This window comes from Kribbella sp. NPDC056345 (genome assembly GCF_042262745.1).
Lineage (GTDB): Bacteria > Actinomycetota > Actinomycetes > Propionibacteriales > Kribbellaceae > Kribbella.
This window is the reverse complement of the sequence record NZ_JBHJQQ010000012.1, coordinates 129,195-146,791: the sequence shown is the minus strand read 5'-3', so window position 1 is coordinate 146,791 and position 17,597 is coordinate 129,195. Positions and strand designations below refer to the sequence as shown.

At 68.6% G+C, this 17,597-nt stretch carries 18 protein-coding genes; 10 read left to right on the top strand and 8 right to left on the bottom strand.

Features of this window, described 5'->3' with window-relative positions:
- Nucleotides 1-42 precede the first annotated feature (42 nt).
- Nucleotides 43-2,259 carry a hypothetical protein gene (locus ACFCV3_RS33700; RefSeq protein ID WP_376037038.1) on the top strand — a complete coding sequence of 739 codons (2,217 nt, stop codon included), beginning with the start codon at nt 43-45 and terminating at the stop codon, nt 2,257-2,259.
- Between the two features lie 10 nt (nt 2,260-2,269).
- On the opposite strand, the gene ACFCV3_RS33695 is transcribed toward ACFCV3_RS33700, so the two are convergent.
- Entirely contained in the window at nt 2,270-3,130 is an 861-nt protein-coding gene (locus tag ACFCV3_RS33695; protein WP_376037036.1) for a haloalkane dehalogenase, read from the bottom strand.
- Nucleotides 3,131-3,139: 9 nt separating this feature from the next.
- Nucleotides 3,140-4,249 (bottom strand): aminoglycoside phosphotransferase family protein, encoded by a 1,110-nt coding sequence (locus ACFCV3_RS33690; protein ID WP_376037034.1) that lies wholly within the window; start codon nt 4,247-4,249, stop codon nt 3,140-3,142.
- On the opposite strand from ACFCV3_RS33690, the gene ACFCV3_RS33685 reads away from it, so the two are divergent.
- Nucleotides 4,221-6,353: a hypothetical protein gene (locus tag ACFCV3_RS33685; protein WP_376037031.1), complete on the top strand. Its 2,133-nt coding sequence runs from the start codon at nt 4,221-4,223 to the stop codon at nt 6,351-6,353. The two genes, ACFCV3_RS33690 and ACFCV3_RS33685, sit on opposite strands and share 29 nt — an antisense overlap.
- Here the strand turns inward: ACFCV3_RS33685 and ACFCV3_RS33680 are convergent.
- Nucleotides 6,350-6,991 carry a GNAT family N-acetyltransferase gene (locus tag ACFCV3_RS33680; RefSeq protein WP_376037028.1) on the bottom strand — a complete coding sequence of 214 codons (642 nt, stop codon included), beginning with the start codon at nt 6,989-6,991 and terminating at the stop codon, nt 6,350-6,352. The genes ACFCV3_RS33685 and ACFCV3_RS33680 overlap by 4 nt on opposite strands.
- 46 nt (nt 6,992-7,037) lie before the next feature.
- On the opposite strand from ACFCV3_RS33680, the gene ACFCV3_RS33675 reads away from it, so the two are divergent.
- From ACFCV3_RS33675 to ACFCV3_RS33660, 4 genes are all read left to right on the top strand, one after another.
- The gene (locus tag ACFCV3_RS33675; protein ID WP_376037026.1) at nt 7,038-7,964 is read left to right on the top strand and encodes a hydroxymethylglutaryl-CoA lyase; all 927 of its coding nucleotides are present in this window, start codon (nt 7,038-7,040) and stop codon (nt 7,962-7,964) included.
- Between the two features lie 56 nt (nt 7,965-8,020).
- Nucleotides 8,021-8,821 (top strand): helix-turn-helix domain-containing protein, encoded by an 801-nt coding sequence (locus ACFCV3_RS33670; RefSeq protein ID WP_376037023.1) that lies wholly within the window; start codon nt 8,021-8,023, stop codon nt 8,819-8,821.
- Nucleotides 8,818-11,124 (top strand): NB-ARC domain-containing protein, encoded by a 2,307-nt coding sequence (locus tag ACFCV3_RS33665; protein WP_376037175.1) that lies wholly within the window; start codon nt 8,818-8,820, stop codon nt 11,122-11,124. The genes ACFCV3_RS33670 and ACFCV3_RS33665 overlap by 4 nt, the downstream gene beginning before the upstream one ends.
- Nucleotides 11,125-11,225: 101 nt before the next feature.
- Nucleotides 11,226-11,825, top strand: coding sequence for a hypothetical protein (locus ACFCV3_RS33660; protein ID WP_376037020.1), 600 nt, complete (start codon nt 11,226-11,228; stop codon nt 11,823-11,825).
- Nucleotides 11,826-11,864: 39 nt separating this feature from the next.
- Here ACFCV3_RS33660 and ACFCV3_RS33655 read toward each other — a convergent pair whose 3' ends face one another.
- Nucleotides 11,865-12,095: a VOC family protein gene (locus ACFCV3_RS33655; RefSeq protein WP_376037172.1), complete on the bottom strand. Its 231-nt coding sequence runs from the start codon at nt 12,093-12,095 to the stop codon at nt 11,865-11,867.
- Here ACFCV3_RS33655 and ACFCV3_RS33650 point away from each other — a divergent pair.
- Entirely contained in the window at nt 12,042-12,167 is a 126-nt protein-coding gene (locus tag ACFCV3_RS33650; protein ID WP_376037018.1) for a hypothetical protein, read from the top strand. The two genes, ACFCV3_RS33655 and ACFCV3_RS33650, sit on opposite strands and share 54 nt — an antisense overlap.
- On the opposite strand, the gene ACFCV3_RS33645 is transcribed toward ACFCV3_RS33650, so the two are convergent.
- Entirely contained in the window at nt 12,164-12,859 is a 696-nt protein-coding gene (locus ACFCV3_RS33645) for an EcsC family protein (protein WP_376037015.1), read from the bottom strand. The two genes, ACFCV3_RS33650 and ACFCV3_RS33645, sit on opposite strands and share 4 nt — an antisense overlap.
- A gap of 127 nt (nt 12,860-12,986) precedes the next feature.
- Between ACFCV3_RS33645 and aat the strand changes: the two genes are divergently transcribed.
- On the top strand, nt 12,987-13,652 hold the full coding sequence (gene aat, locus ACFCV3_RS33640) for a leucyl/phenylalanyl-tRNA--protein transferase (protein ID WP_376037012.1): 666 nt from the start codon (nt 12,987-12,989) through the stop codon (nt 13,650-13,652).
- Here aat and ACFCV3_RS33635 read toward each other — a convergent pair.
- Nucleotides 13,645-14,334 carry a TetR/AcrR family transcriptional regulator gene (locus tag ACFCV3_RS33635; protein WP_376037009.1) on the bottom strand — a complete coding sequence of 230 codons (690 nt, stop codon included), beginning with the start codon at nt 14,332-14,334 and terminating at the stop codon, nt 13,645-13,647. The genes aat and ACFCV3_RS33635 overlap by 8 nt on opposite strands.
- Nucleotides 14,335-14,452: 118 nt before the next feature.
- On the opposite strand from ACFCV3_RS33635, the gene ACFCV3_RS33630 reads away from it, so the two are divergent.
- Nucleotides 14,453-14,926, top strand: coding sequence for a nitroreductase family deazaflavin-dependent oxidoreductase (locus ACFCV3_RS33630; protein ID WP_376037006.1), 474 nt, complete (start codon nt 14,453-14,455; stop codon nt 14,924-14,926).
- 21 nt (nt 14,927-14,947) lie between these two features.
- Nucleotides 14,948-16,027, top strand: a complete 1,080-nt coding sequence (locus ACFCV3_RS33625; protein WP_376037004.1) for an adenosine deaminase — start codon at nt 14,948-14,950, stop codon at nt 16,025-16,027.
- Here ACFCV3_RS33625 and ACFCV3_RS33620 read toward each other — a convergent pair.
- Nucleotides 16,013-16,384 (bottom strand): zinc-binding dehydrogenase, encoded by a 372-nt coding sequence (locus tag ACFCV3_RS33620; protein ID WP_376037170.1) that lies wholly within the window; start codon nt 16,382-16,384, stop codon nt 16,013-16,015. The genes ACFCV3_RS33625 and ACFCV3_RS33620 overlap by 15 nt on opposite strands.
- 459 nt (nt 16,385-16,843) lie before the next feature.
- Nucleotides 16,844-17,530, bottom strand: a complete 687-nt coding sequence (locus tag ACFCV3_RS33615; protein WP_376037002.1) for an SDR family NAD(P)-dependent oxidoreductase — start codon at nt 17,528-17,530, stop codon at nt 16,844-16,846.
- Nucleotides 17,531-17,597: the final 67 nt, after the last annotated feature.

The following is a 17,597-nucleotide window of genomic DNA, read 5'->3' as shown; positions in this document are numbered from 1 at the left end:
ACCGATTTGCCCCGTTATCGTTTCGTGACTATAGTCGAACACATGTTCGAGGAAGCGCTGTCCCTGCTCTCGACGGCCGACCTGCTGGAGTCGGCCGCCGAGGAGCGTGCGGCCGAGCAGCGATCGGCTGCACGCTCCCTCGTTCATGCTGTCGTGTACGCCGACCGCTTCCATCCCGATGTGTGCCCGGGGCGTCGTGCGGGTCACGGCCGAGAGCGTGCCGTGGTGCTGGGTGGCGACGGCTGTCCGCCGGTGCTGGAGTTCTGCATCTCCGAGTACGGAGCGGTGGTCGGGGTCTCGCCAGGAGTAGCCCGGGACTATCTCGCGAACTCATTAGCGTTGCGGCACCGGTTCCCATTCGTCTGGGCCCGAGTACTAGGCGAAGAAGTCACGGCATGGAAGGCACGCAACCTCGCCCGCGACTGCGAGAAACTGTCCCTGGAAGCCGCGCTGTACGTCGATCAGCGCGTCGCGCACCTGCTGGACACGATCTCGCCGACCCGGCTGGCCAAGATCATCAAGGCCGCCAAGATGCACGCCGACCCCGCCCAGGCGAAAGCCGAGGCCGACGAGAAAACCCGCGAACGCGGTGTCTGGGTCGGACGATCCGACGAGCACGGCACCAAAACCTGCGTGATCAAAGCCGCCTCAGCCGCGGTCCTGCGGCACAAGGCAAAGATCGACCAGATCGCCGACGCCCTCCTGGCCCAAGGCGACAAGCGCAGCATCCACGCCCGCCGCGCCGAAGCCGTAGGCATCATGCCCGACACCGCCTTCACCAACGAACTCCTCGCCCAAGCCCAACAACACCACCAAACCACCCCCACCCCGAACCCCACTCCCGCCCCGGATTCCACTCCCACCCCGGATTCCACTCCCACCCCGGATTCCGCTCCCGCACCGGACCCGACTCCCGCACCGGACCCGACTCCCGCACCGGACCCGACTCCCGCAGCGGGCGAGACTCCCGCACCCGGAGAGACTCCTGCGTCGGATCCCGTCCCAGTGTCTGCCGTCGGCTCAAGCCCCATGTCTGCTGCCGGGCCATCACCCGCACCCGCACCCGCGCCTGCACCCGCACCCGCGCCTGCACCCGCACCCGCGCCTGCACCTGTACCTGCGTCTGCGACCGCTCCCGCGCCTGCACCTGCGCCTGCGTCTGCGAGCGCTCCTGCGCCTGCGTCTGCGACCGCACGCGCGTCTGCGATCGCGTCCGCTCCGGCGCCTGTGACCGCCTCTGCTCCCGCGTCTGCTGCCGGGCCCGCACCCGCACCTGCGACCGCACGCGCGTCTGCGACCGCCTCTGCTCCGGCGCCTGATTCCGCCCCCGCGCGTGCCACCACATCTGACCCGGCAGTCCTACCCTGCAATGTTGCTACAGGCAACCGTCTGCCAGCTGACCGGGCACATGGTGTGAGCGTAGGTCCCGGTCTCGACGGCACCGCCGGTGTGGATGGCGAGCCCGGCCCGGACAACGAATCCCGCCCGGATGATGAGCCAGGCCCGGATGATGAGCCCGGCCCCGATGACGAGGCCGACCGCGAGGCACCCCACCCAGGCGAAAGCGATCTCCCCGACCCTCTCGACCACTACGACAGTTCGGCAGTCGAGCCGCTCGACGTATCCAACGGCAGTATGTCCGACGAGGGCGAGTCCGTGACCCCGGATGAACTGCACGCTCTCGCAGCCCGGTTGGCTGAGATCAAGCGTGATGCCCACGCTCGCCCGCCAGCTGAACGGCCCACCCCGGCACGCGCAGGCAAGACCGAGATCTACGTACATCTCACCGACCACACCCTCGCCACCGGCACCGGAGTCCTGCGCGTAGAAGACATCGGCCCGCTACTGGCTGCCCAGATCACCGAACTCGTCGGCCACGGACCCTACGTGGTCAAGCCCGTCATCGACCTCAACAAAACCGTCAGCTCCGACGCCTACGAAACCACCAACCAGATCCGCGAACACATCAAGCTCACCCACCCCACCGAGCTCTTCCCCTACGGCACCCGCGAAACCAGCCAGAGCATCGACCTCGACCACATCAAGCCCTACGACCCCCTCGGCCCACCCGGCCAAACGAACACCCAGAACCTCATACCACTCAGCCGATTCGGCCACCGGGTGAAGACCCACGCCCACGGATGGAAGGTCCGCCGGATCGACGCCAAGACCATCGAGTGGACAACGCCCCACGGCTTCGTACTCCACGTCAACCCCACCGGCACCCACCGAATCTCGAAGGACCCGCCGGACCGGTGATCAGACGCTCTCAGGAGTCAGGCCGGCCGAGCCAGTCGCTGAGCGCCGCGGCGATCTCGGCCGGGCGATCTTCGGGGAGGAAGTGCGTGCCTGGTCCGACGTCGACGATGGTCAGCGCGCGCCCGTGCTCACGGCACCAGGCGACCTCGGCGGGGCCGATCACCGCGCCAGGATCCGCATGGAGCAGGAGCTTCGGGAGGTTCGGGTCGGCCAGCACGGCCTGGTTGGCGGTGACGATCGCGGCCACGTCGGCGGGTGTGCCCTCGATCGGGATCTCTTGTGGCCATCGCCAGACCGGTAGCCGGGCGGCAGGATCACGGTACGGCGCGCGGTAGGCATCCAGCTCGTCCTGGCTCAACGTGCGGAGAATCCCGGCAGGGAGAACTTTCTCGACGAAGAAGTTCTCCTGGATGATCGCCTGCTCGCCGACACCCGGGGTTCGCAATCTCTGGAACAGCTCCCGGCCGCCTTCGTCCATGTCGCTCCACCGGGCGATGGGGCGCAGGTGTCCTTCCAGGACCGCGACCTTTCGAACCCGATCGGGGAAGCGTCGCGCGAGGTCCAAGGCGATCACGGCGCCCCAGTCGTGCCCGACCACGGTGAGGTCGGACAGCCCCAAGGCTTCGATGAAGGCCTCGACGAAACCCAGATGGTCGACGAGCCGGTAGTCGAGGTCGGGCTTGCCTGAACCGCCCATGCCGATCAGGTCGAGCGCAATGCACCGCCAGCCCGCTCGTGCCACTTCACCGATGACGTTTCGCCACAGGTACGACGAAGTGGGGTTGCCATGCAGGAACAGCACCGGATCACCGGTGCCCACCTCGACGTAGTGCAGCCAGCTTCCCTGGACCTCTACCGTGGCGGACCTCACCGTTGAACCCTATTCGCTGGAAGGCTCACGAGCCATGTAACGCAGGCGATCGATCGTGCCGGGCAGGTCGCTCAGTCGGGCGCTGATAAAAGTCTCGATCGTCGCGCGATCGCCCATCCAGCGAGCAGGCGCGGACTCCCCGAGCGAGACCCGGATCTGCTCACCCAGAACCTGGACGTGATGTCTGGCGACCCCGAGAAACAGGTCGGCTCCGGCCCATCCGAGTTCGCCGCCGGCAGCGACGTACGCGGCAAGGATTCTCCTGACCTGCAAGGTCTCTCCGCCTCCGAACAGGTAGGCCGCCCGCCCGGCCTCGAGCGCAGCACTGTCGGTCCGGACGCTGTCCCAATCCACCAGGACAGGACCGGACGTGGACCTGACGATGTTGTGGTCCTTGAAATCGCCATGAGTCCGCACAACATCCGGCGCAATCTCCGAGACCTCCGCGATGCGGTCACCGACTGCGAGGATCGCCGGCAGGCGGTCCTTGAGCAGCCCAGCCCACGCGACGTCACGCTCCCGAGCCGTCGCGAGCCAACCCTTCCAGACCTCAGCTGGCGGGACCGCCGCCCGCCACCACTCAGGCAAACCGAGCTGGCCGATCGGCTCCACCTGATGGACCCGCAGCATCGTCCGGCCAAGCCAGGGCGAGAGGTCGAGGGCAGCGTGTGACGGATCGTGCTCGATCCATCGGTACGTGCGAAACCACCGGTCAGCAAGGCGGATCGCCCAACCGAGGGCTGGTTCGACGGGCGTGATCGGGGATGGCATGTCCACGCCCGCCGCGAGTGCACGGCGTTCGAACGCCATCGCCACTGTCTGCTGCTCGCCCAAGTCCTGGAGGTAGCCCTTGACGAAGTAGCTTCCGCTCGACGTCCGGAGCCGCCAGGCATCGGAATCGCCACGCCTGACATGAACGAGCTGCCCGTCCGCCGCACCCAGGCCGAACGCGTGCGCAATCTCCTCCGGTGCCGGTATAGACAGCTTTCCTCCCAGGTCCGACTTACCACCGCTATCTATTCCGGGCAACAACTGTTCGAGTGAGGTTTCATCGGTTCTTCCTACGGAACCGGCGTGCTCGAATGCGAACATGACGGACGATTCCAGCGCAACGCCCACGCCGACGATCGACCGCCGCGGAATCCTGAAGCTCGCCGCCGCGGCCGGTCTCCTGCCTTTCCTGCCCGCCACCACAGCCCTCGCCAAGACGACGCAGACGGTTGCCGCACCGTGCTCGCAGCTGCCGATCATCTCCGGGCCGGAGTTCCCGATCGGCGCGTTCTGGCCGCCGTCGATGCAAGACAGGTTCAACACCCTGGAGCGGTTCCAGGAGGTGAAGGACGCCGGATTCAACTGGACCTTCGTCGGCCAGGGCCCTGATGACGCGGAGCTGCCGAAGACGCACACCACGCTGGGCTTCACCGACCAGGTCGGGCTGAAGGCCGTGGTCGTCTGTTGGCCCGACAAGGCCATGGCGCGGCGCAACGAATTCACCCGGCATCCGTCCTTCGCCGGCTTCCGGTTGGAGGATGAGCCGCAACCGGACAAGTTCCCGGTGCTCGCGGCCGCTTCGGCTGAGCTGCGTGCGGCGGCCCCGAACATGCTGCTGAACATCAACCTGCTCCCCGACGTCGTGCCGGGAGGCTGGCGGAACTACATTCAGGAGTTCACCAGCACCGTCAAGCCGCACGTCCTGTCGTACGACCGCTACCCGTTGAACGACGACGGCACCAACTTCCCCGGCTACTGTGCCGAGTGGCAGGAGTTCCGGGCGACCGGCCTGGGCGCCGGCGTACCGACCTGGATCTACATCCTGTCGGTCAAGCACCTGCACTACCGGACGACGTCGGCCGCGGATCTTGCGTGGCAGATCAACGTCAGCCTGGCCTACGGGTGCAAGGGCATCCAGTACTTCTGCTACTCGTCACCAACTGCCGAACACGGACCCTACGGCCCGGCGCTGATCGACCAGGAAGGCAGGCGGTCTCCGCTCTACGACTCCGCCAAGGCGTTCCACGCCAATTGGCTCGCTCCTGCCGGCGCCGAGCTGCTGCCGCTCGTGTCGGAGCGGGTGGTGCACGCGAACGGATCGCGCCCGCCCGCCACGCAGCCGTTCACCCCGGACACGTGGCTGACCAACACCTCCGGTAGTCCGGTCGTCCTCGGCACGTTCCGCAGTAAGGACCGCAAGTCGCGGACCAGGTGGGTGCTGGTGACGAACTGGTCCCACACGGCGAACTCGCAGGCTGTCATCAACGTGAACACCGCGGTTGTGTCGACCGTCTCGCGGTTCGACCCTGCGACCAAGACCTACAAGGCTCAGTCGAGCCCGGCGTCGATCTCGGTCTCACTCCCCCCGGGCGCGGCCGCGCTCTACCGGCTGGACGCGCCCGGCACTTTCCTCGACCCGAAGGTGCAGCTCGTCCTGGCTTCGGACAGCGAGGTGCACCACGGGATCCAGCAAGCTGACGACAGCTGGGTCGGTCCGGACGCGTTGAACGGCCCGGCCCGCCTGGTGGCGGCGTCCGAGTTCAACGGTGCGTTGAACGTGATGGAGATGACCGGTGACGTCATCTACCACCGGGTGCGGGGCGTGGACGGCAGCTGGAGCACCCGGAACGTCTTCGGTGAGCTCAGAGGCGTGTCGTCGATGGGCGCCGCGGTAGTGCTCGGCTGCCTGCAGGTCGCCTTCGCGGCGGGCGGGGTCGTCTACCACTTGATGCAGTTCCCGGACGGCCGTTGGGACGGTCCGAACCGGCTCGGCGACGAAGCCCGCCTGGTGGGCGTCACCGAGTTCCACGGCACTCTCCACATGATGCAGGTCGATGGTGCCGGGCGGGTCTATCACCGGGTGCGGAACGGCAACGGAAGCTGGAGCTCACGCAATCACTTCACCACCATGAACGGCATCACGGCGGTGGCCGTCACTGTGGTCGGCGCGGAGATGATGGTGGTGATCGCTGCGGAAGGCCAGCTGTACTACGCGATCCAGCACACCGACGGCAGTTGGCAAATGCCGACGCAGACCGGCGACCCGGCTGATCAGGTCGCGGCGTCCTCGGTCGGCGGCGAGCTCCAGATCTCGGCGACCTCCGGCGGTCAGGTTTACACCCGGCGCCGGCGCGCCGACGGCACGCTGACTCCCCGGGTCGCTCTGCCGACGTCGCTCACGAATGTCACGACCATCGCCTCCGCCGGCCGCTCAGTGGAGCACTGCCCCTAGAGGAGCAAGATCTCCGACCCGACAATGCGGTAGCCCGCCGCGAGGAACGCGCGGAAGGATGCCGCATTGCCCGGGGTTACCTGAGCCCAGATGTGCGCATCGGTCGGGATGAGGGCGCGAGCGGCCTGGGCGAGCCGGCGGCCGCGCCCTTGACCCCGGGCCGACTCGGGGACCTCGACCGAACACTCGGTACGGCGGGCGATCCCGCTCCCGATGGTCATCACGCTTCCGGACGAATCGCCGTACACGCGGACGTCCTCGCGGAACTCGAGTGCGCGGAGCACCCGCGGGTGGTCGTGGCCGGTGAACTCCTCGAGACCGGCCACCGCGGCGGCGCGTTCGGCGGGGTCGGTGATAGCCGGGGCGAGCAGCATCGCGTCGACACAGTGCGCCTGGCGGCCGGACAGCTCGGCGAGCGCGGTCAGGAACGGCGGTGTGGTCGGCGCGACCATGTCGCCTGGCGGGAGCTGCTCGGCGACCCACGCCTCGTCCACGTCCGCGGCGATCACGATGTGCCCGGTGAACGCCAGCACGCACCACTCGCGGGCGGACGGCGCTGAGACAACCGTCACGCCCAGATCCGAGACCGGGAAGACGCCGCCTTCGACGCCGCGCAGAATGTCGGCCAGAGTTGTCATCACGAGCCATTGTGGTGGAGAACCACCGAACGCACGGAGGCGACACATGCGGACACCGCAACTGGTGCAGGCCGAGGGACTGCCCGATCAGGTCACGATCTACGAGGTCGGACCGCGGGACGGACTGCAGAACGAGTCCGCGATCGTCGACGTCAAGGTCAAGGCCGAGTTCATCCGGCGGCTGATCGAGGCCGGTCTGCGGACCGTGGAGACGACCAGTTTCGTGTCCCCGAAGTGGGTCCCCCAGCTCGCCGACGCAACGGAGCTGCTCGACCAGCTCGACCTCCCCGACGACGTCCGCGCCCCGGTCCTGGTGCCGAACGAGCGCGGCCTGGATCGTGCCCTCGCGTCCGGTGTGCGCGAGATCGCGATCTTCGCCAGCGCCACCGAGACCTTCGCGGCGAAGAACCTGAACTCGACGGTCGACGAACAGTTCGCGATGTTCACGCCGACCGTCGAGCGGGCGCTGGCCGCGGGATTGAGCGTCCGTGGCTACGTGTCGATGTGTTACGGCGATCCGTGGGAGGGCGACGTACCGATCGACCAGGTTGTGGCGGTCGGCGCCCGGCTGGTCGACCTCGGCTGCCACGAGCTCTCCCTCGGCGACACGATCGGTGTCGCGACCCCGGGCCACGTGACCGCCCTGATCTCGGCCTTCACCCAGGCCGGCGTCGGCACCGACAAACTCGCCGTCCACTTCCACGACACCTACGGCCAAGCGCTGGCCAACACCCTGACCGCCCTCCGTGAAGGCGTCACCACCGTCGACAGCTCGGCCGGCGGCCTCGGCGGCTGCCCGTACGCCGAGTCCGCTACCGGCAACCTCGCCACCGAGGACCTGCTCTGGCAGCTCAACGGTCTCGGCATCAGCACCGGCGTCGACCTGCCCAAGCTCGTCGAGACCAGCGTCTGGATGGCCGAACAACTCGGCAAGCCTTCGCCGAGCCGCGTCGTACAGGCTCTCGCCGGCTGACCCGTCACTCCGGGTAGCATTCCGGTGCCCCTTCGGGCAACGGATTCGGGGGCGGGATGGATTCCTCGTTCGGCGAGTTGTTGCGCCGGTTCCGCGGCGCGGCCCAGCTGACGCAGGCGAGCCTGGCCGAGCGGTCCGGCGTGGGAGTTGAAACGATTCGCAGCCTCGAGTCCGGCCGGCGGAAGTCGCCGCGTGGGGACACCCTGCAGTCGCTGGCCGATGCGCTCGGTCTGACCGGAGAGGACCGCGCCGGGTTCGTTGCGGCCGCAGCGGGACCGAACCGGGAAGCCGTGCCCCACGAACTCCCGGCGGATGTCCAGGACTTCACCGGCCGCGGCGATGAGGTACGTCGGTTGGTCGGGCTCCTGGCCGCGCCCGGGACGATCGTGATCAGTGGCCCAGCCGGCTCGGGCAAGACGGCCTTAGCAGTGCACGCGGCGCGGCGGGTCACGTTTCCGGCCGGCGAGATCTTCGTGAACCGCCCTTGTACGGCGGCTTCGATCCGGGTCCCCGAGGGTGGGCTCGTCGTGCTCGACAACGTCGAATCACCAGAACAGGTGCCCAGGGCAACGAATGGGGCGGTCGTCATCACCAGTAGGAAGCCGCTTCCCGCAGCGGAGAACTGTGTCGAGCTGGGCGGTCTCCCGGCTGCGGACGCGGTGCGGCTGCTGCACCGGATCGTGGGCCCCGATCGATGGCAGCAGGACCTGACGGCGACCCTCGAGGTTGTCGAGCTGTGCGGTGGGATGCCGACCGCCCTGCGGCGAGCGGCCGCGCGGATGATCGGTCGGCCGTCCTGGTCACCCGCGGATCTCCGCGGCTGGCTCCTGGCCGGCCGAGCGGCGAGTACGACGTGAGCGGCGTACCGGAACTGTTACGCCGGTACCGAGCCGAGGCCGGACTCACGCAGGAGCAGCTCGCCGAACGCGCCGGACTCAGCGTGGAGGCGATCCGCACACTGGAGATCGGGCGGCGCCGCTACCCCCGCGCGCTCACCGTGAGCAGTCTGGCCAACGCTTTGCAGCTCGCCGACGACGACCGGGATCTGCTCGAGCAAGCTGCTCGCCGCCCTACCGAGACCCCGGACCGCCTGCCGACAGGTGTCACGGACTTCGTCGGCCGGACAGAGCCGGTGCGGACGTTGACCGAGCTCCTGCGGCGGACCGGTCAGCCTGCGCACGCGACGAGTGTCGTGATCTCCGCGGTGACCGGCATGGGTGGGGTCGGTAAGACCACGCTCGCGGTGCACGTCGGCCACCTCGTCGAGGACGAGTTCCCCGATGGCCGCATCTACCTGAACCTGCGGGGCGAGACCGAGCCGATCCCGCCGCTGCAGGCCCTCGCCGCCCTGCTCCGGACCCTCGGCGTACCGGCGCAGGAGATCCCGGACGACCTCGCTGTGGCGACAGCTCGCTACCGGACCGCGATCGCGGGTCGCCGGGTCCTCGTCGTACTCGACGACGCGGCCACTGCGGACCAGGTCGCTCCACTGATCCCCGGTACGTCGGGATCTGCCGCGGTGATCACCAGTCGTCGGCTGCTCGACGAGCTGGCCGGTGCGCTGCATCTGAGGCTCGATGTGCTGTCCGACGACGAGGCGCTGCAGCTGCTCGGCGAGGTCATCGGTGCGGCTCTCGTCGCGGCCGAACCCGAGGCGGCGCTGACTGTCGTCCATGCCTGCGGCAACCTGCCGCTGGCGCTCCGCATCGCCGGCACCCGCCTGTCAGCCGGTCGGCCGCTCCAGGAGCTCGCGGACCGGCTGGCTGATGTGAGCACCCGGCTCGGCGAGCTCGCCGACGGGGAGACCGGTGTCCGGGCGTCGATTGTGTTGTCGATCGACGACCTGCGGTCGGTGGCAGCCGATCGGGACGCGGCGGACGCGTTCGGCGTACTGGCTCTGCTCGATCCGGGCGAGTTCCCGCTGCGGGTCGCAGCCGCGGCGCTGGGACGGACGCTCGACGACACGGAGGAGCTGCTCGACCGGCTGGTCGACGTGCATCTGCTGGAGGCCCCGACGCTGCACCGCTACCGGCTGCACGACCTGGTCCGGGCTGTGGGTCGTGAAGGTGCGAGCGCACAGGATCAGCGGCTCGTCGGGGAGCGGGTGCTCCGCTGCTACCTCGCGATGCTCTGGCGGGCCGACGAGTTGGCGGGCGAGGCGCCGATGAGCGCGGCCTGGCGGGACGCTGCCTGGGCCCAGGAGGCCCGTGATCTGACCGAGCTCGAGGAGGTCCTCGATTGGTTGGACGCCGACCGGACCACGCTGGTCGAGCTGGTACGGCGGGCAGTCCGGGGTACTGCGGAGGATCGGCAGCTCGCCGTCCGGATCGCCGTCGGGATGAACGTCTTCGGGCCGGCTCGGCAGCGGTGGCTGGAGTGGCGCGATGTGAACCGGGCGGCCGCCGAGGTGGTCGAGCTGGGGACGGATCCGGTCAGCGCGGCACTCGTCCGTTTCGACCTGGGTCTGGCACTCGGCGAGCTCGACGACTTCTCTGCGGCTGCGGACCAGTTGGCACTGGCGACGGACGCCGCGCGGTTGATCGGGCAGCCGCGGTTCCTGACCAGCTCGCTGGTGAACCTCGCCCACATGCTCGAGCAGGCCGATCGCACGCCGGAGGGCTTTCGGTCTGTCCATGAGGCGCTCGAGCTGATCGCACGGGAACCCGAGGCCGCCGACCTCGGCGCGTGGGCACAGCTGACGCTCGGCATGCTGTACGGACGCAATGGGGAGCCCGAGCGACAGCTGGAGCCGTTCGAGCGGGCGATCGCGCTCGTGCAGGACGACGTGCATGTGCTGTGCAGGATGCGCATCAGCGCCGGCTCGTCGTTGCGAGAGTGCGGGCAAGCGGCTGCCGCGATCCCGGTGCTGCTGGCGGCGGTCGACGGTATCCGCGAGCACGACAGGTGGGGCGTCCTGGCCGAGGCGTTGTGTGAACTGGGCGCCGCCTATGGCGATCTCGGCCGCCACACGGACGCGTTGGCGGTCTACCTCGAGAGCTTGGACATAGCGGTGAGCCGGGAGCTATGGCACCGCGAGGCGCACGTCCGGACCGGGCTCGGGCACACGTACCTCGCTCTGGGCCGGAGCGCCGAGGGGCGGAAACAGCTGACGCTGGCCGAAGAGGTCTACGCCGCTCACGGAACGACACCGCCCGCCTGACGGCGGTGGTGTACCACTTTGTCCCTGTTCGGTCCCAGGAGCTCACGCCAGTCTGTTGCACGGCGCTCATAGTGGGTGCCGGAAATGGACAGAGGTGACTCATGAAGGTTCGTAGGGGGATCCGGATCGCGACGGTCCTGGCCTTGGCAGCACCGGCCCTGGTCGCGATCGCACCGGGTACAGCGTCGGCCTATCCGCAGGTCTGCAAGGCCGGTACGAAGTGGGCGACGGTCAGTGGGACCAAGGTCTCCAACGCGCCCACCCACATGGAAGGCATCTCGCTGGCGCCAGGCGTCGGTTTCAACCGGCAGGTCGCCCTCAGGGTCGACCGGACCTATAGCGCCGGCGTCGATATCTACACCGAGGCGTCGGCGAAGGCCGGCGTGGTCATCGCCAAGGCGAGCGTCACCGTCGGTGCGAAGCTGATGGCCGGTGGATCGCGGACCACCTCGAAGACAGTGACCGACACCTGGACGATCGCGGCGCCGAACAGGCAGCGCAGATACATCCTGTGGTCCGGCACCCGGGTCTACGGCGGCCAGTACTCGTACCACGTCTGCAAGCCCGGCGGACGCTCGTACACCACCGAGAACGGCAAGTGGCGCTCGTTCCGGACGCAGTGGCAGGGCTCCTCGCTGTGCGGCGCGGCGTACAAGCGAGGAACCATGGAGTACAACGCCGCCGTACTGGGCGGCTGCTGAGCTCATGGTGACACCGGCGGCGGCCTGGGACTGGTGAGCTCAGCGTGATTCCGGCGGGCCGCTCGGCGTCCGCCACGTGGTCAGACAGAACGGGTGTCCGGCCGGATCGAGGAACACCCGGAACGTCTCCGGTGCCGGCTGTACGGCGGTTGCTGTTGCGCCGGCCTCGATCACCCGCGCCTGCTCGGCGTCCAGATCCGCGGCCATGAAGTCGAGGTGGCATTGCTGTGGGACGCGCGGATCCGGCCAGGTCGGGGCTCGGTAGTTCAGGTCGCGCTGGAAGCCGAGGCTGAACGCGTCGAACCGCAGCTCGACGAACGCCTCGGTGACTACGGGGGCTAAGGCTCGATCGGGCGGCGGATGCGGCGGATGAGGCTCTTGTCGGCGTACTGACCGATTCGGTACGTCGACCAGCCGTCGACTCCTCCTCCGACCACGCCGCCGAGGAGTGGGACTCGGCGGGTGACGGTGATGGCCATTCGTTTGCCGCTGACCCGGGCGATCAGTTCGGCGACGACCTCGGTCGCGACCTGGCGGTCCAGCTCGGGGTCGAAGACGGGTGCGGTGGCGATCGCGAGCGGTGACGTGACCAGGCTCGACTTCTTCAGGCGGTCGGTGACACCGTCCTCGCCGAGCAGGCAGGTGATGACCGCCGTCCGGACGCGGGGGTCGTCGAGGTCGTAGCCGCGCAGGTGGGCGATCGCGGCGACCATCCGGGCCTGCACGATGGCCAGGCCGGTCATGTTCGCCGGGAGAGCGACCGGGAGCGTGACCAGACCGCCGATGCTGGTGACGAAGCCCTGTACGCCGGCCAGGCGGATGTGCTGGTCGACCACGGCATCGATGGCGAGCTGGACGTCGCCGCCGACCTTCGCGAGTTTGTTCTCCGCGACCCGCTCGGCACTCGGGAAGCGCTGGTACCCGTCGATGGCGAACTCGAGGATCTGGCGCAGTATGCCCGCCGCTGCTTGGGGCGCGAACCGCTGGGCGGCGGGCGCGAGACTACTGGCGACGAACCTGGCTACTCCGGCCACGGGTGCTCCTTTCCGCCCATGCGTCGGAGACCCGGGCGTAGTTCAACTCTACGTGGCTGGTGTCCGATCACCACTCGGGAGAAACCCTCGGTGTCCCCTGGAATGTGCCGTGGTCCAGGATGTGGGTGTGCCTGTCGAGCCTGCTGCGTCCGTGTGGGACTTCCCGCCGGTGTCGGTCGCCGGTGACAGTGACGTCGTGGCCGGTGGGGCGGATCTGCATCCGGGGACGATCCTGGCGGCGTACCGGCAGGGGTTGTTCCCGATGCCGGACCACCGCGCTTCGGTGCTGTGGTGGTCGCCGGTCGACCGCGGCGTGATCGAGGTGGCCGGGTATCGGCCGACGCGGACGGTACGGCGGGCCCGGGGCAAGTTCGAGATCCGGGTCAACACGGCGTTCGACCAGGTGATCCGGGCGTGCGCGGACCCGCGCCGGCCGGGGGCGTGGATCGATCAGGACATCATCGCGTCGTACACCGAACTGCATCGGCTCGGCTGGGTGCACTCGGTCGAGGCCTGGGACGGCGACGAACTCGCGGGCGGTCTGTACGGCGTCGCGATCGGCGGACTGTTCGCCGGGGAGTCGATGTTCCACCACAAGACCGACGGTTCGAAGGCCGCGGTGGCCGGGCTGATCGAGCTGCTGGACGACGAGTACGCAGCCGAGCGGGTGTTCGACATCCAGTGGGTGACCGACCATCTCGCGACGATGGGTGCGATCTCGATCCCGCGTGAGGACTACGTGCAGCGAGTACGGCGGGCGCTGCCGCTGCCCCTCCCGAAGGCGTTCAGCTGATCCCGACGTACTCGGCCATCTGCCGGCTGGTCTCGAGGAAGAAGTCGTCGGCCGGGTCCATCGATCCGACCAGCTGACCGAACAACTCGAAGCTGATCATCCCGAAGAGCTGGGTCCACGCGATCACCAGCCGCAGCAACATCGGCCGCGGTACGCCGGGTGCCAGCGGGGCGATCACGTCGACCTGCTCGGCCAGCCGGCCGGTGGGTTCGGGGGCATCGAGCTCCGGCAGCCAACCCTCCTCACGGGCCTGCGTGAGGATGCGCAACAGGACCACCGGCACCCGGGCCGCGGGCTGCACGGTGGTCTGCGGGGCCTGGTAGCCGGTGATCGGGGATCCGTAGATCAGCGCGTACTCATGCGGGTTGGCACGGGCCCAGTCGCGGACGGCGGCGTACACGGCGACCCAGGCCTCACGGGGGTGCGGGTACTCCTTCCGGGCTGCGGCCTCGGCGGCCTCGCCGAGGGCGTCGTACGCGTCGATGATGAGCGCGGTGAGCAGGTCGTCCCGGCTCGGGAAGTAGCGGTAGAGCGCCGACGACACCATGCCGAGCTCGCGGGAGATCGCCCGCAGGGACAGACTCTCGGCCCCGCTGGTCTCCAGTTGCCGCCGCGCGGCCGCCTTGATCTCGCCGGTCAGCTCGGCCCGGGCCCGCTCACGGGCGGTTCGTGGAGCGCTCATGGCCCCTAGTTTGCCACACAACCGAGAGCAGTGCTCTTGACAATGATCACTGCTCACGTGTTCACTGATCACAACAGAGAGCACTGCTCTCGCAAACCGCTCAGAAGGAGTGCCCGCGATGCCGGAGTACAAGCAGACCTACGACCACCAGCGCGTCTTCACCGGCGGCGCCGGCAGCATGCGCGTCTTCAACCGGATCGTCGCCCGGCTCACCAAGCTCGGTCTCAGCCTGATGGGCAGCCGCGTCCTCTCCGTCCGCGGCCGCAAGTCCGGCGAGTGGCGCAGTACCCCCGTCAACCTCCTGGTCCTCGACGGCCAGCGCTACCTGGTAGCCCCCCGCGGCCACACCCAATGGGTCCGCAACCTCCGCGCCACTCCCGAAGCCCGCCTCCAGCTGGGCCGCACCACCGAAACCTTCCACGCCGAAGAGCTCGCCGACGCCGACAAGACCGAGATCCTCCGCCTCTACCTGCAGAAGTGGTCCTGGGAAGTAGGAGCCTTCTTCGAAGGCGACGTCACCAAGGACTCCCCCGACGAGGTCCTCCAGCACGTGGCCCCCGGCGTCCCCGCCTTCCGCATCAACCCCACCTGATACCGGTGGCAAGATGGGTGGATGATCACGCCTGAGCAGTTGAGTGCGGCGCCGAAGGTGCTGCTGCATGACCATCTCGATGGTGGGTTGCGGCCGGGGACTGTGGTGGAGCTGGCGAAGGATGTCGGGCACAAGCTTCCTCGGGAGGATGCGGGGGAGCTGGGCGCGTGGTTCGTGGAGTCGGCGGACTCGGGGTCGCTGGAGCGGTACTTGGAGACGTTTGATCACACGGTCGCGGTGATGCAGACGGCTGAGGCGATCAAGCGGGTGGCCAGTGAATGTGTGCAGGATCTGGCGGCGGACGGGGTGGTGTATGCGGAGGTGCGATATGCGCCGGAGCAGCATCTGACCAAGGGGTTGTCGCTGGAGCAGGTGGTGGATGCCGTGCGGGAGGGGTTCGAGCACGGGATGGCGGTGGCGGAGCGGCCGATCGTGGCGCGGCAGTTGCTGACGGCGATGCGGCATCAGGCGCGGTCGATGGAGATCGCGGAGTTGTCGGTCGCGTACCGGGATGCGGGCGTGGTGGGGTTCGACATCGCCGGCGCGGAGGCGGGGTATCCGCCCACCCGGCACCTGGATGCGTTCGAGTACCTGCAACGGGAGAACGCGCACTTCACCATCCACGCGGGTGAGGCGTTCGGGCTGCCGTCGATCTGGCAGGCGATCCAGTGGTGTGGGGCGGACCGGTTGGGGCACGGGGTGCGGATCATCGACGACATCAGCCACGACCCGGCCGGCGAGAAGGTCGAGCTGGGGCGGCTGGCGGCGTACGTGCGGGATCGGCGGATTCCGCTGGAGATGTGCCCGAGCTCGAACCTGCAGACCGGTGCGGCCGAGTCGATGGCCGAGCACCCGATCGGGTTGCTGACCAAGCTGCGCTTCCGGGTCACGGTCAACACCGACAACCGGTTGATGTCCGGTACGTCGATGAGCCGCGAGCTGGCGTTGCTGGCGGAGGCCTTCGGCTACGGGCTGGCGGACTTCCGGTGGTTCGCGATCAATGCGATGAAGTCCGCCTTCATCCCGTTCGACGAGCGGCTCGCGATCATCGACGGGATCATCAAGCCCTGGTACGCCGAAGCCCTCTCAGCCCAAGCGTAGTAAGACCTTCCCGGCCGTCGACGCGGCTGCTGCCAGAGCGGCCGCGGCGTCGGCGAGGTCGAACTCGGCCGCGATCAGCGGTGTCACGTCCAGCCCACCGGCCAGCAGCGCGACAGCCTCGGTGATCTCGTCGACGAACCGGTACGAACCGGTCCAGGTGATCTCCCGGCTGACCAGATCGCCAAGCACAGCAGGCGTCGGCGTGATCGGCAGATTCCCAACCTGTACGACGGTTCCGCCGCGAGCCGTCGCCCGCAGCACACCACCGAGCGCCGCCGAAACCCCGGAAGCCTCGACCACCAACGGGATATCGGCCGGCAACCCAACCCGAGCATCGAACACCTCGTCCGCACCCAGCGCCGTTCACAAAGACGGTCTGGCCGTGCACACCCGGCAGCCGATCGACTGCGTGCAACGCAACAGCCAGTGGTTCGGCCAGCGCAGCAATCCGAGTGGACAGACCATCAGGCAACGCCCGCAGCTGATCCACCCGCACCACCCGGTACGTCGAGAACCCGCCGTCCTCGTGTGGGTCGAATGCCGCCGAGCCGAAATACCGAACCTCCCGATGCAGGTTCGTCCGCCCGGCGACGAGTGCGGGCAGTGGCTCCGCCGACGGCGACGCAGGGTGCACCGTGACGGCATCGCCCACGGCATGCCCCGACGTACCGGATGAGCCGTCCCGGGCGTACGAGATGTCACTCCCGCACACCCCGCCCCACTCCATCGCGACGACGACTTCATCACGTCCAGGCGACGGATCCGGCCGCGACTCGACGCGAACGTCACCTGGCCCGTGGACGACGACGGCCTGCATCAGGCGAGACCACCGCCGACCGGGATCGTCGCGCCGGTCAGGTAGCTGAACTCGTCCCCCGCCAACCCGAGTACAGCGGCCGCAGCCACAGCAGCCGGAACGGCCCCGGCCAGGATCGTGTTCACACGCACACCTTGTACGGCGTACTCGGCCGCCGCGGTCCGGACCAGATCCTGCGCGGCCGCCGAGTTGCTGATGATGTGCCCGCCTCCGCTCGCGATCAGATGCGGTAGCTCGTACTTCATCGACAGGAACTGCCCACGCGCATTGGTGGCCAGCCCGTCCTCCCAGTCCGCGACCGACCCCACCTGGACACCGGCGTTGTTGAACGCGATGTCGAGGCGCCCGTACTGGCGGACAGCAGTGTCGACGAAGTTCTGCACCGAGGCCGGTTCGCGGACGTCAGCCTCCAGGTACGTCGCTTCGCCGCGAGCAGCTCGGATGGTTCGCTCGACCTCGCGGCCCAGCGTGGTTCGCCGCCCGCTGAAGGCGACCCGGGCACCGGCGGCGGCGAAGGCCCGAGCGGCGGCCTCGCCGATGCCTGAGGTCCCGCCGGTGATCAGCACGACCTTCCCGGCGAATCTGCCCGCTGGGCGGCGGGCGGCGGTGGATGTTCCACTGGCGGCGATACCGGCGGCGGTGGCGACAGCACCGCCGAGGACGGCCCGGCGACTCGCTCTGCTCATGCGCATTCTCCTCAAAGCAACAGTCAGTTGCTTCAAGCGTGCCGGAAAGACGCGCTCCGCGCGCCGG